The 19664-nt window shown below is 71.9% G+C and carries 18 protein-coding genes, 1 tRNA gene and 2 pseudogenes; 15 read left to right on the top strand and 6 right to left on the bottom strand.

Features of this window, described 5'->3' with window-relative positions; genetic code table 11:
• Position 1 precedes the first annotated feature (1 nt).
• The 6 genes from glp to ABZ928_RS14160 all read left to right on the top strand — a co-directional run bounded on the left by glp (position 2) and on the right by ABZ928_RS14160 (position 4782).
• The gene (gene glp, locus ABZ928_RS14185; protein WP_361518004.1) at positions 2-1324 is read left to right on the top strand and encodes a gephyrin-like molybdotransferase Glp; all 1323 of its coding nucleotides are present in this window, start codon (positions 2-4) and stop codon (positions 1322-1324) included.
• Between the two features lie 85 nt (positions 1325-1409).
• The gene (gene moaC / locus ABZ928_RS14180) at positions 1410-1889 is read left to right on the top strand and encodes a cyclic pyranopterin monophosphate synthase MoaC (protein ID WP_289920438.1); all 480 of its coding nucleotides are present in this window, start codon (positions 1410-1412) and stop codon (positions 1887-1889) included.
• Complete coding sequence (locus ABZ928_RS14175) at positions 1886-2422, top strand: MogA/MoaB family molybdenum cofactor biosynthesis protein (RefSeq protein WP_361518003.1); 537 nt, start codon at positions 1886-1888, stop codon at positions 2420-2422. The genes moaC and ABZ928_RS14175 overlap by 4 nt, the downstream gene beginning before the upstream one ends.
• Positions 2419-3087 carry a GNAT family protein gene (locus ABZ928_RS14170; protein WP_361518918.1) on the top strand — a complete coding sequence of 223 codons (669 nt, stop codon included), beginning with the start codon at positions 2419-2421 and terminating at the stop codon, positions 3085-3087. The genes ABZ928_RS14175 and ABZ928_RS14170 overlap by 4 nt, the downstream gene beginning before the upstream one ends.
• A 197-nt stretch (positions 3088-3284) precedes the next feature.
• Entirely contained in the window at positions 3285-4571 is a 1287-nt protein-coding gene (glpR, locus tag ABZ928_RS14165; protein WP_361518001.1) for a gephyrin-like molybdotransferase receptor GlpR, read from the top strand.
• Positions 4572-4708: 137 nt separating this feature from the next.
• Positions 4709-4782 (top strand) — tRNA-Ala (locus ABZ928_RS14160).
• 370 nt (positions 4783-5152) lie between these two features.
• On the opposite strand, the gene ABZ928_RS14155 is transcribed toward ABZ928_RS14160, so the two are convergent.
• Positions 5153-5338: a hypothetical protein gene (locus tag ABZ928_RS14155; protein ID WP_361517999.1), complete on the bottom strand. Its 186-nt coding sequence runs from the start codon at positions 5336-5338 to the stop codon at positions 5153-5155.
• 628 nt (positions 5339-5966) lie between these two features.
• On the opposite strand from ABZ928_RS14155, the gene ABZ928_RS14150 reads away from it, so the two are divergent.
• Entirely contained in the window at positions 5967-6152 is a 186-nt protein-coding gene (locus tag ABZ928_RS14150) for a hypothetical protein (protein ID WP_361517998.1), read from the top strand.
• 15 nt (positions 6153-6167) lie between these two features.
• On the opposite strand, the pseudogene ABZ928_RS14145 reads toward ABZ928_RS14150, so the two are convergent.
• Positions 6168-7002: pseudogene (locus ABZ928_RS14145) on the bottom strand (helix-turn-helix transcriptional regulator).
• A 142-nt stretch (positions 7003-7144) separates the two neighbouring features.
• On the opposite strand from ABZ928_RS14145, the gene ABZ928_RS14140 reads away from it, so the two are divergent.
• Complete coding sequence (locus tag ABZ928_RS14140; RefSeq protein ID WP_361517996.1) at positions 7145-7879, top strand: SDR family oxidoreductase; 735 nt, start codon at positions 7145-7147, stop codon at positions 7877-7879.
• Here the strand turns inward: ABZ928_RS14140 and ABZ928_RS14135 are convergent.
• Together ABZ928_RS14135 and ABZ928_RS14130 are read right to left on the bottom strand one after the other, a co-directional pair.
• The gene (locus tag ABZ928_RS14135) at positions 7839-10586 is read right to left on the bottom strand and encodes an FtsX-like permease family protein (protein WP_361517994.1); all 2748 of its coding nucleotides are present in this window, start codon (positions 10584-10586) and stop codon (positions 7839-7841) included. The genes ABZ928_RS14140 and ABZ928_RS14135 overlap by 41 nt on opposite strands.
• 188 nt (positions 10587-10774) lie before the next feature.
• Positions 10775-11533 (bottom strand): annotated as a pseudogene (locus ABZ928_RS14130) (ABC transporter ATP-binding protein); the annotation flags it as partial.
• A gap of 179 nt (positions 11534-11712) precedes the next feature.
• On the opposite strand from ABZ928_RS14130, the gene ABZ928_RS14125 reads away from it, so the two are divergent.
• Both ABZ928_RS14125 and ABZ928_RS14120 read left to right on the top strand, forming a co-directional pair.
• Entirely contained in the window at positions 11713-13014 is a 1302-nt protein-coding gene (locus tag ABZ928_RS14125; RefSeq protein ID WP_361517992.1) for a sensor domain-containing protein, read from the top strand.
• Complete coding sequence (locus tag ABZ928_RS14120) at positions 12987-13646, top strand: response regulator transcription factor (RefSeq protein ID WP_361517990.1); 660 nt, start codon at positions 12987-12989, stop codon at positions 13644-13646. Before ABZ928_RS14125 ends, ABZ928_RS14120 begins: the two co-directional genes overlap by 28 nt.
• Positions 13647-13701: 55 nt before the next feature.
• Here ABZ928_RS14120 and ABZ928_RS14115 read toward each other — a convergent pair whose 3' ends face one another.
• On the bottom strand, positions 13702-14178 hold the full coding sequence (locus ABZ928_RS14115) for a GNAT family N-acetyltransferase (RefSeq protein ID WP_361517988.1): 477 nt from the start codon (positions 14176-14178) through the stop codon (positions 13702-13704).
• Between the two features lie 66 nt (positions 14179-14244).
• Between ABZ928_RS14115 and ABZ928_RS14110 the strand changes: the two genes are divergently transcribed.
• Positions 14245-15048: an exodeoxyribonuclease III gene (locus ABZ928_RS14110; RefSeq protein ID WP_361517986.1), complete on the top strand. Its 804-nt coding sequence runs from the start codon at positions 14245-14247 to the stop codon at positions 15046-15048.
• A gap of 153 nt (positions 15049-15201) precedes the next feature.
• Here ABZ928_RS14110 and ABZ928_RS14105 read toward each other — a convergent pair whose 3' ends face one another.
• On the bottom strand, positions 15202-15822 hold the full coding sequence (locus ABZ928_RS14105; protein ID WP_361518916.1) for a MerR family transcriptional regulator: 621 nt from the start codon (positions 15820-15822) through the stop codon (positions 15202-15204).
• A gap of 184 nt (positions 15823-16006) precedes the next feature.
• On the opposite strand from ABZ928_RS14105, the gene ABZ928_RS14100 reads away from it, so the two are divergent.
• The 4 genes from ABZ928_RS14100 to ABZ928_RS14085 all read left to right on the top strand — a co-directional run bounded on the left by ABZ928_RS14100 (position 16007) and on the right by ABZ928_RS14085 (position 19608).
• Positions 16007-17551, top strand: a complete 1545-nt coding sequence (locus tag ABZ928_RS14100) for an NAD(P)/FAD-dependent oxidoreductase (RefSeq protein ID WP_361517984.1) — start codon at positions 16007-16009, stop codon at positions 17549-17551.
• On the top strand, positions 17548-18465 hold the full coding sequence (locus ABZ928_RS14095; protein ID WP_361517982.1) for an alpha/beta hydrolase: 918 nt from the start codon (positions 17548-17550) through the stop codon (positions 18463-18465). Before ABZ928_RS14100 ends, ABZ928_RS14095 begins: the two co-directional genes overlap by 4 nt.
• Positions 18462-19346 carry an SDR family oxidoreductase gene (locus tag ABZ928_RS14090; RefSeq protein ID WP_361517980.1) on the top strand — a complete coding sequence of 295 codons (885 nt, stop codon included), beginning with the start codon at positions 18462-18464 and terminating at the stop codon, positions 19344-19346. Before ABZ928_RS14095 ends, ABZ928_RS14090 begins: the two co-directional genes overlap by 4 nt.
• An 88-nt stretch (positions 19347-19434) precedes the next feature.
• Positions 19435-19608 (top strand): hypothetical protein, encoded by a 174-nt coding sequence (locus ABZ928_RS14085; protein ID WP_361517978.1) that lies wholly within the window; start codon positions 19435-19437, stop codon positions 19606-19608.
• Positions 19609-19664: the final 56 nt, after the last annotated feature.

The raw sequence follows: 19664 nt of genomic DNA, 5'->3' as shown, positions 1-19664 counted from the left end.
GTTGAGCAGCGCCGCGCCCCGCACCACCGGCCAGGACCACCTCTGGTCGGTGGACGAACACCTGGAGGACATCCTCGCGACCGTCCGTCCCCTCGAACCCATCGAGCTGCAACTCCTCGACGCCCAGGGCTGTGTCCTGGTCGAGGACGTCACGGTGCCGGTCTCCCTGCCGCCGTTCGACAACAGCTCCATGGACGGGTACGCGGTACGGGTCGCGGATGTCGCCGGCGCGAGCGAGGAGTTCCCGGCCGTCCTGGACGTCGTCGGGGACGTCGCGGCGGGCCAGGCCGACCTGCTCCACGTGGGCCCCGGCCAGGCCGCCCGCATCATGACCGGCGCCCCGCTGCCGCCCGGCGCCGAGACCGTCGTACCGGTGGAGTGGACCGACGGAGGGCTCGGCGAGGGGCCCGTGGCCGGGATGCGCGCCCGGGCGCTCGCTCCCGAGGGCGCCGAAGGGCACGTGCACGTGTACCGGCCCGCCGAGGCACGCGCGCACGTACGCGCGAAGGGCAGCGACGTGAAGGCCGGTGACCGCGCCCTCGAAGCGGGCACCGTCCTCGGCCCGCCCCAGATCGCGCTGCTCGCCGCGATCGGCCGCGGCACCGTACGCGTGCGCCCGCGCCCGCGCGTGGTCGTCATGTCCACCGGCAGCGAACTCGTCCAGCCCGACGAGCAACTGGGCAGCGGCCAGATCTACGACTCCAACAGTTTCGCCCTCACCGCGGCCGCCCGTGACGCCGGCGCCATCGCCTACCGCGTGGGCGCCGTCGCCGACGACGCCGAGACCCTCCGCGACACCATCGAGGACCAGCTCGTCCGCGCCGACCTCATGGTCACCACGGGCGGCGTGAGCGTCGGGGCGTACGACGTCGTCAAGGAAGCGCTCTCGTACGTCGGCGACGAGGACGAGGCCGGCAGCGGCATCGACTTCCGCAAGCTCGCCATGCAGCCCGGCAAGCCCCAGGGCTTCGGCTCCATCGGCCCCGACCACACCCCGCTGCTGGCCCTGCCGGGCAACCCGGTGTCGTCGTACGTGTCCTTCGAACTGTTCGTCCGCCCCGCGATCCGCACCCTCATGGGCCTCCAGGACGTCCACCGCCCGCGCACGCGCGCGACGCTGGCCGCCGGCAAGGCGCTGACCTCGCCGAAGGGGCGCAGGCAGTTCCTGCGCGGGACGTACGCCGACGGTGCCGTGACCCCCGTCGGCGGCGCCGGATCGCACCTGGTCGCCGCCCTCGCGCACGCGGACGCGCTGATCGTCGTACCCGAGGACGTGGAGTCCGTGGAGCCCGGTGCCGAGGTCGAGGTGGTCCTGCTCGGCTGAGTGCTCCTGGTTGGCGGTACCGTGTCGCGCACAACAGGCCCGCGCGCCGCACCGCGAAGGGCCGGGATCGGGAGCGCCGCACAGCATGAGTACGCAGGACCGACTGACCCACATCGACGAAGCGGGCGCCGCCCGCATGGTCGACGTATCCGACAAGGACGTGACCGCGCGCACCGCCCGCGCCAGCGGCCGGGTCCTCGTCTCGCCCCGCGTGATCGAGCTGCTGCGCGGCGAGGGCGTCCCCAAGGGCGACGCCCTCGCCACCGCCCGTATCGCGGGAATCATGGGAGCCAAGCGCACTCCCGACCTGATCCCGCTGTGCCACCCGTTGGCGGTCTCAGGTGTGAAACTGGATCTGTCGGTCGCGGACGACGCCGTGGAGATCCTCGCCACCGTGAAGACGACGGACCGCACGGGCGTCGAGATGGAGGCCCTCACCGCGGTCTCCGTCGCCGCGCTCACCGTGATCGACATGGTCAAGGCGGTCGACAAGGGAGCGGTCATCACGGACGTGCGCGTGGAGGAGAAGACGGGCGGCAAGTCGGGCGACTGGAGCCGGGCGTGAGCGCCGGGGCGCATGATGCCGCGCCCGCGCCGTACCGCGCGCTGGTGCTGACCGCCTCCAACCGGGCCGCCGCCGGCGTGTACGAGGACAAGGGCGGGCCGTTGATCGCTGAGGGCCTCACCGGCTTCGGCTTCGATGTCGAGGGGCCGCAGATCGTGCCCGACGGCGACCCCGTGGAGGCCGCCCTGCATGCCGCCGTCGAGGTCGGATACGACGTCGTCGTGACCACCGGCGGCACCGGTATCTCGCCCACCGACCGCACCCCGGAGGCGACCCGCGCGGTGCTCGACTACGAGGTGCCGGGCATCGCCGAGGCCATCAGGGCGTTCGGACGGGAGAAGGTGCCGACCGCCGCGCTCTCCCGAGGGCTGGCCGGAGTGGCACGAAGGACACTGATCGTCAATCTGCCGGGTTCCACCGGCGGGGTGAAGGACGGACTGGCCGTCCTGGAGCCCCTGCTGGTTCACGCCGTCGACCAGATCCGCGGCGGCGACCACCCGAGACCCGGCTCCGGCACTGGGGGTGCGAGCTGAACAGCCCATCCTGGCCCGTCGTACTGGCGGACGGCGATGTCGTCCTCCGGCCGATAAAGGTGCGCGACCAGCGGGCGTGGCGCGAGGTGAACCGGCGCAACCGCGACTGGCTGCGCCCCTGGGAGGCGACCATCCCGCCGCCCACGCCCAGCGGACCGATCGCGCACCGGCCGACGTATAGGCAGATGGTGCGGCACCTGCGGTCCGAGGCGAACGCGGGCCGGATGCTGCCGTTCGTCATCGAGTACCAGGGGCGGCTCGTCGGGCAGTTGACGGTCGCCGGGATCACCTGGGGCTCGATGTGCTCCGGGCACGTCGGCTACTGGGTGGACGAGGCGGTGGCCGGCCGGGGAGTGATGCCGACGGCGGTGGCGCTCGTCGTGGACCACTGTTTCCGGACCGTCGGTCTGCACCGCATCGAGGTCTGCATTCGGCCGGAGAACGTGCCGAGCCGCCGGGTCGTGGAGAAACTCGGATTCCGCGAGGAGGGTCTGCGGCCCCGTTATCTCCACATCGACGGCGCCTGGCGCGACCATCTCGTCTTCGCGCTCACCGCCGAAGAGGTGCCGGAGGGGTTGCTCGGGCGGTGGCAGCGGGCACGCTCACAGAACGCGCCGCACCACACGCCCCGGAACCCGCAGAACACGCCGGGGAATCCCGCATAGCCCGGGGAGCGTCCCGAGAAATTGAATAAATGTTCGAGAATGATCGGACGGCGATCGTCTCGGGGCATTAAATTCGCGGCCCCGGCGGCCTGCTGATCGCATCGGTCACAAAAAAAGCTCGAAATATCAGCCAGATCGTGCGACACACCGGCCCAATTGGCGGATGGCCTCACGCGAATCCCTCTACCGTGTGAGGCGTGAGCAGCAGCGGCCTCATCTACGCAGTCATTGTCGGGGCCTGGGCCGCCTACTTGGTGCCGATGTGGCTCCGTAGGCAGGACGAGCTGAACGAGGCCCGTCCGACGGAACGCTTCAGCACCGCCATCCGATTGCTGTCCGGACGGGCGGGGATGGAGCGTCGGTACGCCAAGGACCTGCGGGCGCGCTCCACCGACGAGGGGGAGCCCAGCGCCGTCGACCCGGATGCCGTCACCGATTCGGTGGACGTCCGGGCCTTCGCCATGCCTCCGACGCGCCCACAGGTGCGAGCGGATGTGCAGCAGGGGCAGGCGCCGACGCCGGTGCGCAAGGAAGCGGTGCGTGAACCGGTGCGCGGAAGGGTGGCCGATCCGGCCGCGCACGCCCCGGCATCCGCACCCGCACCGGCGCCCGCATCCGGATCCGCGCCGGCGCGTAAACCCGTGCCCGCCGCGCGGCGCACGCCCTCGGCGGAAGCCGCTGCCGCGCGCGCCCGGCGCACGAAGGCGCTCGCGCGCCGTCGGCGCACCACCGTGGTGCTCTTCTTCGCCTTCACGCTCGGCGCGATCGTCGCCGCCGTCGGAGGGCTCACGTTCCTCTGGGCGCCCGGCGTGCCCGCCGTGCTCCTCAGCGGGTACATCGCCTATCTGCGCTCCCAGGAACGCCGCCGCTTCGCCTACCAGATGGACCGGCAACGGGCCGAAGCCGCGGCGCAGCGACTGAAGGAGCGCGCGCGCCAGCCGCGCCGGCGCGTGACCTCCGAGGCCGCCGTCGACGCGGACGAGCCGGAGGGCGGACCGGAGCCGGAGCGTGACCCCGGGCTGTCGGCGCTGGCCGCCGACCGGCGCGCCCTAGTGGAGCAGACCGACCACGCCGAGTGGGTCGACCAGCAGCGTGAGCGGCAGCGCAGGCCGGGGCACGGGGACAGTTGGGAGCCGGTGCCGGTGCCGCTGCCGACGTATGTGACGGCGCCGGTGGCTCCGCGGGCCACGGCCGACGTGGATCTGGGGGCGCCGGACGCGTGGAGTTCGGCGCGGTCCAGTTCGGTCGCCGGGGACCGGGAGGCGCGCGGCGCGGGCCCCGAGGCCGGTGCCGGTGCCGGGCAGGACGGTGCCGTGAGGGACGCCGAGGCGGGGGAGCCGTCCGAGGGCGAGGACAGGGAGGAAGGTGACGGGCGCAGTGACGCGCGTCGGGCCGCCTCCGCACGCCGGGCGCGGGAGCGGGGACGTACGCCCCTCTTCGATCAGTACGAGGACGGGGAGCGGCCGCGGGCGGCCAACGAGTAGCCGTCGGCGACGTCCCGGCACCTCTGCTCCGCGCGCGGCACCCCGCCACCCGTCCCACCTGTGGCGGTCCCCTCGGGGCGGCAGGGAACGGATTTCCAAGCACCCCGATCGGGGTGCTAAAGTTTCACTCGTTGCAAGGGCCTGTGGCGCAGTCCGGTAGCGCACCTCGTTCGCATCGAGGGGGCCAGGGGTTCAAATCCCCTCAGGTCCACGCAGCTCAAAGCCCCCACCGGGGATCTCCGGTGGGGGCTTTGGCATGCCGTGTTCCAGCGAAGTACAGCAACTGCCTCCGATCTTGTTTCCCGAGGTGTTTGCCGAGCTTCTGCGGCGCGCGACGCGTCGGCTCGGATGAGAGACGAACAGTCGGTTGAAGTCGCGGGGTTCGTGCGGCGTGCCATAGCGCGTGGTGAACACGAAGTCGGATGCGGTCCGCAGGTCACCGGCGGCTTGCTTCACCAAGTCCGGTTTCTGCAACCGGGGTTGGCGTGGCTGGGGCCGGCCCGGATCCAGTTGCGCGATCTTCCGAACTGGCGTCTTCGCTGCTTACCAGGAACGTGACAGCACGATTCGATGCCCGGCGCCTACAAGGAAGACGCCCAGATCACAATCCCGATCGGCGTGAGGCCGCATACGAGGCCGAGGGCCAGGCAGACGTAGGCCAACACCTTGAAGACCTTGTGGCTCTGGGCTCGACATGCCGCGAAGCAGGTGAAACCGATGATGGCGAGGCACGGCAGGGTGATGAAGAAGAAGCCCAGCGCAGCCATGATCCCCCCCGATTGTGAGGCCGCCGTATGGCAGGAAGTACGGCAACCACCGGGACCGTAGCCGATCGCTGCGGTCCTCTTGCAGCCGCCGTACCAACCTGCAGGCCGCGGCGGCTCTGCGTCGTGCGGCAGGTGCGTGTGGCGTGTCGGCCTGTGGTGGGTGGGCGGCGTCAATTTCCTGTCGTAGTCCGTGGGGCTGAACACGAGGAGTCATCAGGCCTGTTGGCTCCTTGGTGAGAGGCGGAGCGTGAGCTGGGCCCTCGGATGCCGATGGTCACTGTCTGGTAATCGTGGCCTCGCGCATGGTGAGGGAGGTCGGTGGATGGGGACTGCGGTGCCGCCGGAGGGTGAGGACCAGGGCCGTGGGGCATCTGGGCGCCGGACGCTTGAGTGGCAGCCCTTCATGGCAGCGTCCGTTGCGGCGTTGGCCTCCGTCGTCGCGGCCTGGATCGCGGCGGTGGGCAGTGGTGGCGGGACGCAGGTGGCTGACCCGGCGTCAGGAGTCGTGGCCCCCTCTGGCTCCGGGGCGTGTGCGGGGGAGCTGGACTGGCACATGCATCCCGGGGCCTCGCGGGGCGGCCGATCCGTGGTGACGGGGCGGACACCTGACCTGCCTCAGGGATGCGGTGTGTATCTCGTCGCGGGATCGGCTGGCCCGTCGTTCCACCTCACGCCGGTGACGCATTTCTTGCCGGACGGCACGTGGACGCTCACTCTGCCCGCCACGCTTCCCGCGGACTTCACGGTGGAAAAACGGTCGCACGAGGGCATCGACGACCGCAGTGCGGCGGAACCACTGGAGTCGTCCGAGTGATCGGGAGGCCCGGCGCTAGCTCGGTGTCCCCTTCGATGTGGCGTGCAGCGAGCCCAGCAGAGCGAGGGCCTCGGCGTTCGGGTCGGTGGGTTCGGCCTGGTAGATGACGAGTTGGTGGTCTGGGGTGTCGCGGACGTCGAAGGTCAGGTAGGTGAGGGTCAGGGGGCCGATGTCGGGGTGGAGGAAGTGCTTGGCGTCCTGGGTTTTGTTGTGGACGGCGTGGGGTTTTCCACAGGCGGGTGAAGTCCGGGCTGTGCTCGGTGAGGGTGTGGACGAGTTCGTGCAGGCGAGGGTTGTCGGGGGCGAGGCCGGCCGCCTGGCGCAGGTGGCCCACGGTGGCCTCTGCCGTGCGGCTCCACTGGGTGTAGAAGCGGTGGCCCGCAGGGTCGAGGAAGGTCATGCGGGCCAGGTTGTCCGCCGGGGTGAACGGTGAGTGCAGGGCCTGGGCCAGGGCGTTGGCGGCCAGGATGTCCAGCGTGCCGTTGATGACGAACGCCGGGGCGTTCGGGTAGGCGTCCAGCAGCCGGCGTAGCACGGGGGCGATGCGGTCCGTGGTGGGCGTGAATCGGGGCACCGGTGCCGTCCCGGCCAGCCGGTGCAGGTGGGCTTGGGCGGTGGGGGCCAGTCGTAGGGCGCGGGCCAGTGCGTCCAGTACCTGGGGTGAGGGGTGGCGTTCGCGGCCCTGTTCGAGGCGGGTGTAGTAGTCCGCGTTCACCCCGGCCAGTACGGCCACCTCCTCCCGTCGCAGACCGGCGACGCGGCGCACGCCATGGCTCGTCACACCCACGTCCTGCGGCCGTAGGGCCGCTCTACGCGCGCGTAGGAACTCGCCCAGGCGGTTGTCGGTCATGTGGCTCAGGCTAGGGCGCGGCCGCGGTGTGCTGCCTGGGTGTGGCGCACCCAGGCAGCACACGTCCTGGTGGCGGCTCCTCGGCCCGCACAGACTCGCCGGGCAGGACCGATCCCCCCCCGAATCGAGAAGGAACCCAGGCATGCTCGAGACAACCAAGGTCGTCGTCGTCACCGGTGCGAGCAGTGGGATCGGGGAGGCGACCGTGCGCCGGCTCGCCGCCGACGGGCACCGTCTGCTGCTCGGGGCGCGGCGTACGGATCGTCTCGACCTGTTGACCAAGGAGATCACCGGCGCGGGCGGTACGGCGGCGTACCGGCGGCTGGATGTCACGGACGCCGACGATGTCCGGGACTTCGTGGCCGCCGCGCGGGAGCGTTACGGCCGGGTGGACGTGGTCGTCAACAATGCGGGCCTGATGCCGCTCTCGCCGCTGGAGGCGCTGAAGACGGACGAGTGGGACCGGATGATCGACGTGAACGTGCGGGGAGTCCTGCACGGCATCGCCGCCGCCCTGCCCGTCATGCGGGCCCAGGGCGGCGGGCACTTCGTGAACGTCGCCTCCGTCGGCGCCTATGAGGTCTCGCCCACCGCGGCCGTCTACTGCGCGACCAAGTTCGCCGTGCGCGCGATCTCCGAAGGGCTGCGTCAGGAGTCCGCCGGGGACGTCCGGGTCACCCTCGTCTCCCCGGGTGTGACCGAGTCCGAGCTCGCCGACGGCATCTCCGATCCCGTCGCCCGTGAGGCCATGAAGGCCTACCGCGCGGTGGCGCTGCCCGCCTCGGCCATCGCGGACGCCATCGCGTACGCCGTCTCGCAGCCCGCGGAGATCGACGTCAACGAGATCGTCGTACGGCCCGCGGCGAGCGCCCAGTGACCCAGGGCAGCTGACGGCGGGTCCGCGCGGAGGTGTTCCGGCGCAGGGCCACGGCCGCCGGGAGCACCGCCGAGACCACGGCCAGGAGTGCGCAGGCCGTCGTGGTCGCGGCGAGTTCCGGCCAGGGGAGGCGGATCGGGGAGCGTACGGACTGCAGGGCCAGGGCGCTCCACAGGGTGGTGAGGTTGAGGGCCGTCACCAGCAGGCCCAGTACCGCGCCGATCGCCACCACCAGCAGGGACTCCGCGGCGACCAGCCGCAGCACCTGGCCGGTCGTGGCTCCCGCCAGCCGCAGGGAGGCGAACTCCCGCTTCCGGTCCGACGTCGCCGTCAGGAGGGTGTTGGCGAGGGAGATGCCGGTGTAGAGCAGCGCGATGCCGAGGACCAGGAGGAAGCCGAGGCGGGTCCGCTCGTCGGCGTCCCCCGTGAAGCCGGCCGTGGGGTAGGTGGTCCGCAGCCACTCGGCGCGGGTGTGGAGGGTCGCGCCCGGGGCGCGCAGGGGCTTCTGCGAGTCCCTCTCCGGCGCCGTCACCTCCGGGGCCTTCCCCAGGTCCGGCGCCCTCCCCGGCGCCTTCCTTAGGCCAGGCGCTGTCCTTGGGGCCTTCTTCAGGCCCGTCGCCGTCTCCGTCCACGCTCCCAGCGCCTCCCTCAACTCCCCCTCCGTCGCCGCCCCCTTCACCTCCACGCGGTCGACGGCCGCACCGCGCGCGTTGGCCGGTGTGACGTACGCGCCGTTGTCGCCCGTGCCGACCGGCATCACCGCGGCGATGCGGAGGGATCTGCGGGTGCCGTCGCCGAGCCAGACGGTGACGTGTCGGCCGACCTCGTGCTCTTCCCACTCCTCGTTGACGATGATCGAGTCGTCGTCGAGGTCGGTGACGCGGCCGGCCGTGAGCGGGAGGCGTGCGGTGGCCGCCAGTGCGCCGGGGTCGGCGGCGCGGGCCTCGGACCTGATGAGGGCGACGCCGTCCTCCAGGACGTACACCGCGGTCGACGCCGTCGCCGAGATCTCGGTGTCGGGGAGCGCGCGCAGACGGCGTACGACTTCCGGCGACAGGCCGGTCGGTGAGGTCACCACGAAGTCGGCGACGGTACGCGCGCGTGCCTCCGTCGCTTTCGCCTCGCTCAGGGTCGCCGTCGCGCCCAGTAGGGAGCCTGCCAGCGCCACGGTGATCAGGACGGGGGCGGCGACGGCGGCGGTACGACGGACCCCGGCGGCCGCGTTCGAGCGGACCAGCAGGCCGCAGGGGGCGAGGAGTCCGGTCAGGGGGCGGACCAGGGCGGGGGACAGGAGGGCCGTCGCCGTGATCAGGAGCATCGGGCGGCTCGTGTACGTCTTGCGGTGCAGCAGGTCGCCCGGGTCCGTCAGCAACGCCCACGCGAGCGTGCCCACGGCCGCGACCAGGAGGGCCGCTCCGCACAGCAGGCGGCCACGGGTCAGGGGGCGTTCGTCCGCCGCCGCCTCGCGCAGCGCCTGCGTCGGAGCCGTGCGCCCCGCCCGCCGGGACGCGGCCAGCGCCCCGCACAGCGCCACCGTCAGACCCGTCCAGAAGGCGACGTGGTACGGCCACGCGTGGTCGCCGATCGTGAACCAGGCCGGGGCGAGGCCGCCGTCGACCACCCGTTCCGCCAGCCAGGGGGCGGCGTACGCCCCCAGCGCGCAACCCGCCGCGGACGCCACCACGCCGACGAGCAGCGCCTCCGTCAGCACGCTCCGGCGGATCTGTCCCGGCGTGGCGCCCACCGTGCGCAGCAGGCCGAACTCCCGGCGGCGCTGGGCCACCGCGAAGGCGAAGGTCGACGCCACGACGAACACCGACACGAACCCGGTCACCCCGCCCGCCGTGCCGAACAGGGCGTTCAGTGTGGTCAGCGCCTCCGTGTCACGGTCGGGGTCGGCGTCCGCGAGCCGTCGGGCGTCGCCGGTCAGGACCTGGACGCCGGTGCCTGCGGCTGCTCGGGTGCGACGGTCAGCGGTCGTCGGCGTTGTTCCGGCGCGACGGTCCGCGCTCTCTGGCGTCGGCCCTGTGGCGTGGTCCGCGGACCTTGCCTCGGCCCTCGTGCCGTCGTCTGTCGCCCCCGTCGCCGGCCCGCCGTTCACCACCCGCCGTACCGCCGCCGCGTCCGCCTCGACCACCAACTGTGTGCTCACCGGCGCCAGTTCCGCCGCGCGCGCGTCCGTGTAGAACAGCGCGTTCTCGAAGCCGCGCGCCCCCACCGTGCCGACCACGCGCACCACACCGTGCCCGGTGCGCAGACGTTGGCCGACCGTTGCTTGGTCGTCCGTTGCCACGACCTCGTCCGCCGCCAGGGGCGCGCGGCCCGCGGTCAGTTCGTACGGTGCGAAGGCCGCCGTCGACCAGGGGTGGCCCACGCCCGTCAGGTCGCCGTGCACGGCGAAGGTGCGGTCCTCCGTGACCTTGCCGAGGCGTCGTAGCGCGGCGATCGTCCTCGGCGGTATCGGGCGGGGCTGCGCCAGCTTCTGGGTGCGGTCGCCGATCGGGGTCGGCACGTGCAGGGTGTCCTGGCCCTTCACCACGACCGGGGCCGCGGCGAACCGTTCCGGCGCGCGTTCGGGTGCGTCGAGGGAGGAGGCGAGGGAGAGGCCCATGACCGTGAGCAGGGCGACGCCGAGGGAGAGGGCGACGAAGCTGCCGGTGAAGGCGGTCCAGCGGGAGCGCAGGGTGCTCAGAGTGAGGGTCAGCACGGGAGGGCCTCCGAAGCGCCGGCCTGCGAAGTGTCTGCCTCTGAAGCACCCGTCTCTGAAACACCCGTCTCTGAAGCGCCCGTCTCTGAAGCGCCCGTCTCTGAAGCGCCTGCCTCTGAAGTACTGGCCCTTGAAGCACCTGCCTCTGAAGCACCCACTTCCGACGCACCCACCGCCGCCACCCCCGTCTCCAGCGACGTCATGCGCCCCGCGATCTCCCCCGCCCCCGCGCCCACCAACTCCCCGTGCACCCGCCCGTCGACCAGGAACACGACCCGGTCCGCGTACGCCGCGGCCACCGGATCGTGCGTGACCATCACGATCGTCCGGCTCTCCGTGTCCACCAGGGAGCGCAGCAACGCCAGCACCTCATGCCCGGTTCGGGAGTCCAGCGCACCCGTCGGTTCGTCCGCGAACAGCACCTCGGGGCGGGTGATCAGGGCGCGGGCCAGGGCTACGCGCTGCTGTTGGCCGCCGGAGAGCTGGGTGGGCCGGTGCCGGGCCCGTTCGGCGAGCCCCACGCGCCGGAGCGCCTCACGCGCGCGTGCCTTCGACACGCGCTGGCCCGCCAGACGCAGCGGCAGGACGACGTTCTGCTCGGCGGTCAGGGAGGGGAGGAGGTTGTACGACTGGAAGACGAAGCCGATGCGTTCGCGGCGCAGCAGGGTCAGGCGGCGCTCGCTCAGGCCGGTCAGTTCGGTGTCGCCGACGCGCACCGAACCCGACGTCGGACGGTCGAGACCGGACGCGCACTGCAGCAGCGTCGACTTGCCGGAGCCGGAGGGGCCCATGACGGCCGTGAAGGTGCCCTGCGGGAAGCCGAGAGAGACGCCGTCCAGCGCGGTCACGCCGCCGCCGGCGTCACCGCCGCCGTAGCCATAGCCGTCGACATCGCCGCCGCCGTATCGCCTGATGACGGAGGTCAGTCGGATCGCGTGCCCTGTCATCTGCCCTCATTAAGTCCGAGGAAGGCCGACGGCCCTCATTAAGTGGGCTCCACGAAACCGCGCCGCCGCACCCGGGAGCAGTGCGGCAGGACCGAGACTTGGGGTAGGGCCAGGCATACCCCCGGATGTCCCCCTGGACGGATTCCGTCCGCCCGTACCCGCCTCCTACGGTGATCTCCATGACGGTGTGGCAGGCGCTGAGCAGGCGCGGATACCTGGGGTCGGCGTGGCCGTGGCGGGCGGTCGGCTTTCTGGTGAGCGGGGCGGTGTTCGGGGCGGTCGTGCTGGTGGTGATCGTCGTGGGGGCCGTCGTGGGCGGCGCCCTGGCCGTCGTACTCGTCGGGCTGCCGTTGCTTCTGCTCACCGTGCTGTCCGGGATCCCCGTGGCCGCGGTCGAGCGGTGGCGGCTGCGGCTGGCCGGGGTGGGACCGGTGCCGCTCGCGCGGCATCGCGTGCCCGACGCGCCCGGGCTCGGCAGGTGGCTCACCGTTCGGCTCACCGAGGCCGCCACGTGGCGGGAGTTGGGGTACGCCGTGCTGCTCGGCCTCGTGCTGTGGCCGCTGGACGCGCTCGTCGTCGCCTTCGCCGCCGGGGTTCCGCTGTTCCTCCTCGCCACGCCACTGCTGGTCGCCGTCGATGGCGAGGCGAAGGTCGTCAAGCTGTGGACGGTCGACACCTGGCCGGCCGCGTTCGGGGCCGCGGCGGGCGGGGTGGTGTTGCTGATCGTGGGGGCGTACGTGCTCGGGCTGGGCGCCGGGGCGCGCGCCGAGGTTGCGAAAGCTCTGCTCGGCGCCCCCGGGGACAGCGCGCGCGTCACCGAACTCGTGCGCTCCCGGGTGCGGTTGGTGGACGCCTTCGAGGCGGAACGGCGCCGTATCGAGCGCGATCTGCACGACGGCGCCCAACAGCGTCTCGTCGCCCTCACCATGGCCCTCGGCCTCGCCCGCCTCGACGCCCCGCCCGGCGGCCCGCTCGCCGAACAGCTCGCCAAGGCGCACGGCGAGGCGGAGAAGGTGCTCGCCGAACTCCGTGAACTCATCCACGGCATCCACCCCAAGGTCCTCGCCGACTACGGACTCGAAGCCGCCGTCGCGGATGCGGCGGACCGGAGCGTGGTGCCGGTGGACGTGGAGCTGGACATCCCGGGGCGGTTGCCCCAACCCGTGGAGACCGCCGCGTACTTCGTGGTCTGCGAGGCGCTCGCGAACGTGGCCAAGCACAGCGGGGCGAGCCGGGTGACCATCGGCGGCGGGTACGAGGACGGACGGCTCACCCTCGACATCCGCGACGACGGACACGGCGGCGCCTCCGCCACTGCCTCCGTATCTGCCTCCGCCTCCGTCTCCGGCGGCACCGGGCTCACCGGTCTCGCCGACCGGGTGTCAGTGCTCGATGGCAGACTTTTCCTGTCCAGCCCGCCGGGCGGACCGACCCTGCTGCGAGTGGAGATCCCTTGCCGGCCGACCGAGCCCTGCGCATAGTCCTCGCCGAGGACAGCGTGCTGCTGCGCGACGGACTCGTCGCGCTGCTCACGCGGTTCGGGCACGAGGTGGTCGCGGCCGTCGGCGACGCGGAGACGCTCCTCGCGGCGGTCGCCGAGCACGAACCGGACGTCGTCGTCACGGACGTCCGGATGCCGCCCGGCTTCCAGGACGAGGGGCTGCACGCGGCCGTGAAGCTGCGCGAGGAGCGGCCCGGACTGCCGGTGCTGGTGCTCAGCCAGTACGTGCAGCGGGCGTACGCCGCCGAGCTCCTCGACTCCGGCGACGGCACCGGCGTCGGCTATCTGCTCAAGGACCGGGTGGGCCAGGTCGAGGAGTTCGTGGCCGCGCTGCGGGAGGTGGCGGCCGGGGGGACGGTGGTGGACCCCGAGGTCGTACGGCAACTGCTGCGCCGGCGACGGGATCCGCTCGCCCGGCTCAGCCCGCGCGAGCGGGAGGTGCTCGCGCTGATAGCCGAGGGCAGGTCGAACGGGGCGATCGCCAAGGCGCTGGTGGTGTCGGACGCGGCCGTCGGCAAGCACATCGGCTCGATCCTCACCAAGCTGGACCTGCCGCCGGCGGACGACACCCACCGGCGGGTGCTGGCGGTGCTGGCGTACCTCAGAAGCTGACCTCCAGCTCCCCCGGGGCGACTCCCAGCTCCCACACCGCCCCCGCCGGGACGCCCTACAGGGTCTTCGCGAAGCAGCGGCTCGACTCGTAGTGCCGGTAGTAGCCGAACTTCTCGCACGGCTCGTAACCGCTGGAGATGTACAGGGCGATGGCCTCGGGCTGCTTGTCGCCGGTCTCCAGCACCATGCGGAGTCGGCCGGCCGCGCGCGCGTCCTCCTCCAGCGCGGCCAGTATCCGGCGCGCGAGCCCCCGCCCCCGCGCCTGCTCTATGACGTACATCCGCTTGAGCTCGGCGTCGCCGTCGAGGTTGCCCTCCTCGTTGGCGTCCTGGATCCGCCAGCCACCCGTGGCGACGGGGCTGTCGTTCTCGTCGTACGCGATCAGATACGCGCCGTTCGGCGGGTCGAAGTCCGCCGGGTCCATGGGGGTGGCGTCGCCGCCGTCGCCGTAGCGGACGCCGTACTCGGCTTGGACCTGGTCGTTGAGCTTGACGGCATCGGGGTGGTCGAACGAGACGCGACGGATATCCATGCTTCCTACCGTATGTCAATACATTCCAGAACGGGATCCAGTCCAGTGTGCCGGTATCGTGCCGGAGTGCTCACTGTGACCTCTGTGAATGTGAACGGACTCCGCGCCGCCGCGAAGAAGGGCTTCGTGGAGTGGCTCGCGGACACCTCCGCGGACGTGCTCTGCCTCCAGGAGGTGCGCGCCGAACCGCAGCAGCTGCCCGAGGAGGTCCGTACCCCCGACGGCTGGCACGTGGTGCACGCCCCCGCCGCCGCCAAGGGCCGCGCCGGTGTCTCCCTCTACACCCGCCGCGAGCCCGATCGCGTCCAGGTCGGCTTCGGCTCGTCCGAGTTCGACACCAGCGGCCGCTACGTCGAGGCCGATCTCCCCGGTGTGACGGTCGCCTCCCTCTACCTCCCCTCCGGCGAGGTCGGCACCGAGCGCCAGGACGAGAAGTACCGCTTCATGACCGAGTTCCTGACCTACCTCAAGGGCCTGCGCGAGCGCGCCGCCGCCGACGGGCGCGAGGTCGTCGTCTGCGGCGACTGGAACATCGCCCACCAGCCGGCCGACCTCAAGAACTGGCGCGCCAACCAGAAGAACTCCGGGTTCCTGCCGGAGGAGCGGGAGTGGCTGACGCGGGTCCTGACTCCGGCCGACGGCGGCTACGTCGACGTCGTACGTGCTCTGCACCCGGATGTCGACGGGCCGTACTCCTGGTGGTCGTACCGCGGGCGGGCCTTCGACAACGATTCGGGGTGGCGCATCGACTACCACCTCTCCACGCCCGGCCTGGCGGCCAAGGCCGTCAAGGGCTTCGTCGAGCGGGCGGCCACGCATGCCGAGCGCTGGTCGGACCATGCGCCGGTGACGGTGGTCTACGACCTGTAGCCGACCGTCGGTCCCGGCGGCCGGCGGCTAAGCGCTCCGCTGGATGTGCGGCGACGTGTCGGCGTTCGTCTGCGGCGCCGTCGTGGCTGGTCGCGCAGTTCCCCGCGCCCCTTAGCGGCGCTGCCGTACCGCAGCCGACTTCACCGGGTCCGCTTAGTCCCGCTTCCGCAACCGCCGGTCCAGTGCCAGCGAGAGTTCCGCCTCCACCACGCTCCGGGCCAGGGGGCGGAGGCGGTGGAGGTCGTCTTCGGTGGCGTACTGGAGGACGAGGGCGGCGAACATCTCGGCGAGGTCGTCGACGTGTTCGCGGACGCGTTTGCCCGCCGCCAGGACCTCCGCGAGGGGGATGCCCTCGCGGACCAGGGCGGAGGAGACGTCGAGGAGGCGGCGGCTGATGTGGACGATCTCGTCGCCGTCGGTGCCGAGGTAGCCGAGGTCCAGGGCCGCCGCGAGGTTCTCCGTGGTGACCTGGCCCTCGAAGCGGGCGGCGAGTTCCTCGGGGGTGAGGCGGACGGGTTCCTCCTCGGAGGGGGCCTCGACGCCCAGGAGGTCGGCCACGTCGCGGCCGTGGTCCAGGGCCTCCGCGAGTTCCGCGATACCGGTCAGGGTGTGGCCGCGTTCCAGGAGGGCGGCGATGGTGCGGAGGCGGGCCAGGTGGTGGTCGTCGTACCAGGCGATGCGGCCCTCGCGGCGGGGCGGCGGGATGAGTTTGCGTTCGCGGTAGAAGCGCAGGGTGCGCACTGTGATGCCGGCTTCCCTGGCCAGCTCCTCCATGCGGTACTCGCGCTTCTCCGTCACGATCGCAGCCTATGTTGTACCGCCGGTACCCGCGGCGGAGCCGCTGATGTCACAGTCCTTCCCTCCTACCCCTACCCATCGGTACGCGGCTGTCCTACTCTCCCCATTGCGCCAGTGTTCACTGGCGCGGTTCGGTGAGGGCGACGCGGGAGGCTTTGGGATGACCGAGCACGAGCATGTGCGGGTGGCGGTGATCGGGTCCGGGTTCGGCGGGCTCGGGGCCGCCGTGCGGCTGCGGCGCGAAGGGGTCACCGACTTCGTCGTCCTGGAGCGGGCCGGGAGCGTGGGCGGTACGTGGCGCGACAACACCTACCCGGGGTGCGCCTGTGACGTGCCCTCCCATCTGTACTCGTTCTCCTTCGCTCCCCATCCCGACTGGCCTCGCACCTTCTCCGGGCAGGGGCACATCCGCGCCTACCTGGAGCATGTCGCCGATGTCTTCGGGCTCCGGCCGCACCTTCGCTTCGACTCCGAGGTGAAGATGATGACCTGGGACGCCGAGAAGCTGCGCTGGGACATCGAGACCAGTAGCGGGCGGCTGTCCGCCGATGTCGTCGTTTCCGCGACCGGGCCGCTGTCCGATCCCAAGATCCCCGACATTCCGGGGCTCGACTCCTTCCCCGGCAAGGTCTTTCACTCCGCCCGCTGGGACCACGACTACGACCTGCGCGGCAAGCGGGTCGCGATGGTCGGGACGGGGGCCTCCGCGATCCAGATCGTGCCGGCCATCCAGCCCCAGGTCGCCGAGCTGACCCTCTTCCAGCGCACCCCGCCCTGGGTGATGCCCCGCGTCGACCGGGCCATCAGCGGCGCCGAGCGGGCCCTGCACCGGGCGCTTCCCTTCACCGCCCACGCCCGCCGCGGACTCCTGTGGGGCATCCGGGAGTTGCAGGTCCAGGCCTTCACCAAGCGCCCCAACGAGCTCGGGTTCGTCGAGAAGCTCGCCAAGGGCAACATGGCCCGCGCCATCAAGGACCCCGCCCTGCGGGCCAAGCTGACCCCCGACTACCGCATCGGCTGCAAGCGGATCCTGCTCTCCAGCACGTACTATCCGGCGCTCGCCCAGCCCAACGTCGACCTGGTCGCGAGCGGGCTCAGCGAGATCCGCGGCTCCACCCTCGTCGCCGCCGACGGCAGCGAGGCCGAGGTCGACGCGATCATCTTCGGGACCGGCTTCCACGTCACCGACATGCCGATCGCCGACCGGGTCGTGGGCGCCGAGGGCAAGACCCTCGCCGAGGCCTGGACGGGCGGGATGGAGGCCCTGCGCGGCGCCTCCGCCGCCGGGTTCCCCAACTGGATGACGATCATCGGCCCCAACACCGGGCTCGGGAACTCCTCGATGATCCTGATGATCGAGTCCCAGCTGAACTACATGGCCGACTTCGTGCGCCAGCTCGACGTCCTGGGCGGCCGCGCCGCCCTCGACGCCCGGCCGAGCGCCGTCGCCGCCTGGAACCGGCGGGTGCAGGAGCGCATGCGGCGGACCGTGTGGAACACCGGCGGCTGCACCAGCTGGTACCTCGACGCGGGCGGCCGCAACACCACCATCTGGCCGGGGACGACGACCGAGTTCCGGCGCGCGACACGGCGCGTGGACCTCACCGAGTACCAAGTCCTCCGTACGAAGAAGGACATCAAGAAGCAGGACACGAACAAGAAGGACACGAACAAGAAGGACACGAACAAGAAGGTGACCGCGTGAGCCGGATCATGAGCGTGGCCTCCGGGCCGTACGCCCCGCCCGCCCCCGCCCGTGAACTGACCGCCGTGTCGGCCGACGGCGCGCGGTTGCACGTCGAGGTGCACGGGCCCGACCGTGCGCCCGCCGTCGTCCTCGCGCACGGCTGGACCTGCTCGACCGCCTTCTGGGCGGCGCAGATACGCGACCTCGCCGTCGACCATCGGGTCATCGCCTACGACCAGCGCGGCCACGGACGCAGCCCGGCGAGCCCGGCCTGCGGTACCGACGCCCTCGCCGACGACCTGGAAGCCGTACTCCGGGCCACCCTCGCGCCCGGAGAGAAGGCCGTGATCGCCGGTCACTCCATGGGCGGGATGACGGTGATGGCGGCCGCCGAGCGCGCGGCGTTCCGGGAACACGCCGTCGCCGTCCTGCTGTGCAGCACCGGTTCCTCGCGGCTGGTCGCCGAGTCGACCGTCGTACCGCTGCGCCCGGGGCGGCTGCGGACATGGCTGACGGCGCGCGTCCTGGGCTCGCGCGCCCCCCTCGGGCCGGTCACGCCGGTTGCCCGCCGGATCCTCAAGTACGGGACGATGGGCCCCGGTTCGGCCCCGCACATGGTCGAGGCGTGCGCGCGGATCGTGCACGCCTGCCCGCGCAAGGTGCGGTACACCTGGTCGAAGGTCCTCGATCTGCTCGACCTCGACCACGGGGTGCGGTCCCTCGACGTCCCCACGGCCGTCGTCACCGGTACCGCGGACCGGTTGACGCCGCCCGTGCACGCGCGTGCGCTGGTGGCGGCGCTCCCGAAGTGCGTCGGGCTCACGGAGCTGCCGGGGCTCGGGCACATGACGCCCGTCGAGGCGCCCGAGCTGGTCACAGGGAAGATCCGCGAGCTCGTGACGACGTACGCAACGATCAAGGAGGACGCATGAGCAGGGTCAGCCTCGAAGGACAGGTCGCCGTCGTCACCGGAGCGGCGCGCGGCGTCGGTGAGCTGCTCGCCCGCAAGCTGTCCGCGCGCGGGGCGAAGATCGCGCTGGTCGGCCTGGAGCCGGACGCGCTCAAGCAGGTCTCCGAGCGGCTGCACACCGACAGCGATCACTGGTACGCCGACGTCACCGACCACGAGGCGATGGCCCAGGTCGCGCGGGAGGTGAAGGAGCGGTTCGGGAAGGTCGACATCGTGGTCGCGAACGCGGGGGTCGCCACCGGCGGTCCCTTCGTCGACTCCGATCCGGACGCCTGGCGGCGGGTGATCGAGGTGAACCTGATCGGCTCCGCGGTGACCGCGCGCGCGTTCCTGCCGGTGCTGATGGAGAGCCGGGGGTATCTGCTCCAGATCGCCTCGCTCGCCGCCATCACCCCGGCGCCGATGATGACCGCGTACTGCGCGTCCAAGGCGGGCGTCGAGGCGTACGCGCACAGTCTGCGGGCCGAGGTCGGGTACAAGGGCGTGCGGGTCGGCGTCGGGTATCTGTCGTGGACCGACACCGACATGGTGCGCGGGGCCGACCAGGACGACGTCATGCGGGAGTTGCGGCAGCGGCTGCCCTGGCCGGCCAACAAGACGTACCCGCTCGGTCCCGCCGTGGACCGGATCGTCGCCGGGATCGAGCGGCGGTCGAGTCATGTGTACGGGCAGTGGTGGCTGCGGGGCATGCAGGGCGTGCGCGGGTATCTGCCGGGGCTCATCGGGACCGTCGGGGTGCGCGAGATGCGGCGGTTCGGGGACCGGCTGGAGGGCATGCGGTCGGGGCTCGTCGGTGCGGGCGGGGCGGCCGACGAGGAGGCGCGCGCTACTCGCCGTAACTGATCGAAATGCGGTGATTGTCCGGCCGTGTGAATCTGGTCGAGGCCCCGGCTCGGGGCCTCCCCCTCACCCGCATCGGGAGTGAACCCACATGGGTAAGAAGGACCAGTTCCAGGACAAGGCCGAGCAGTGGCAGGAGCAGGCCAAGCAGAAGGCCCAGCAGGCCAAGGAGCAGGCTCAGCAGCGTGGCCAGCGGCGCGACGAGGACACGGAGCGCATGCAGCAGGAGGAGCAGGACCGGTTCGACCAGGACTACGACGCGTAGTCGCTGCGCCTGGCTTCGGCCGTTGAGCGTGGGGTGCCCCGAGGTTCTTCGGGGGC

This window comes from Streptomyces sp. NPDC046909 (assembly GCF_040644695.1).
Taxonomy (GTDB): domain Bacteria; phylum Actinomycetota; class Actinomycetes; order Streptomycetales; family Streptomycetaceae; genus Streptomyces.
Note: the sequence above shows the minus strand (reverse complement) of the source record. Positions and strands in the feature narration are given on the sequence as shown.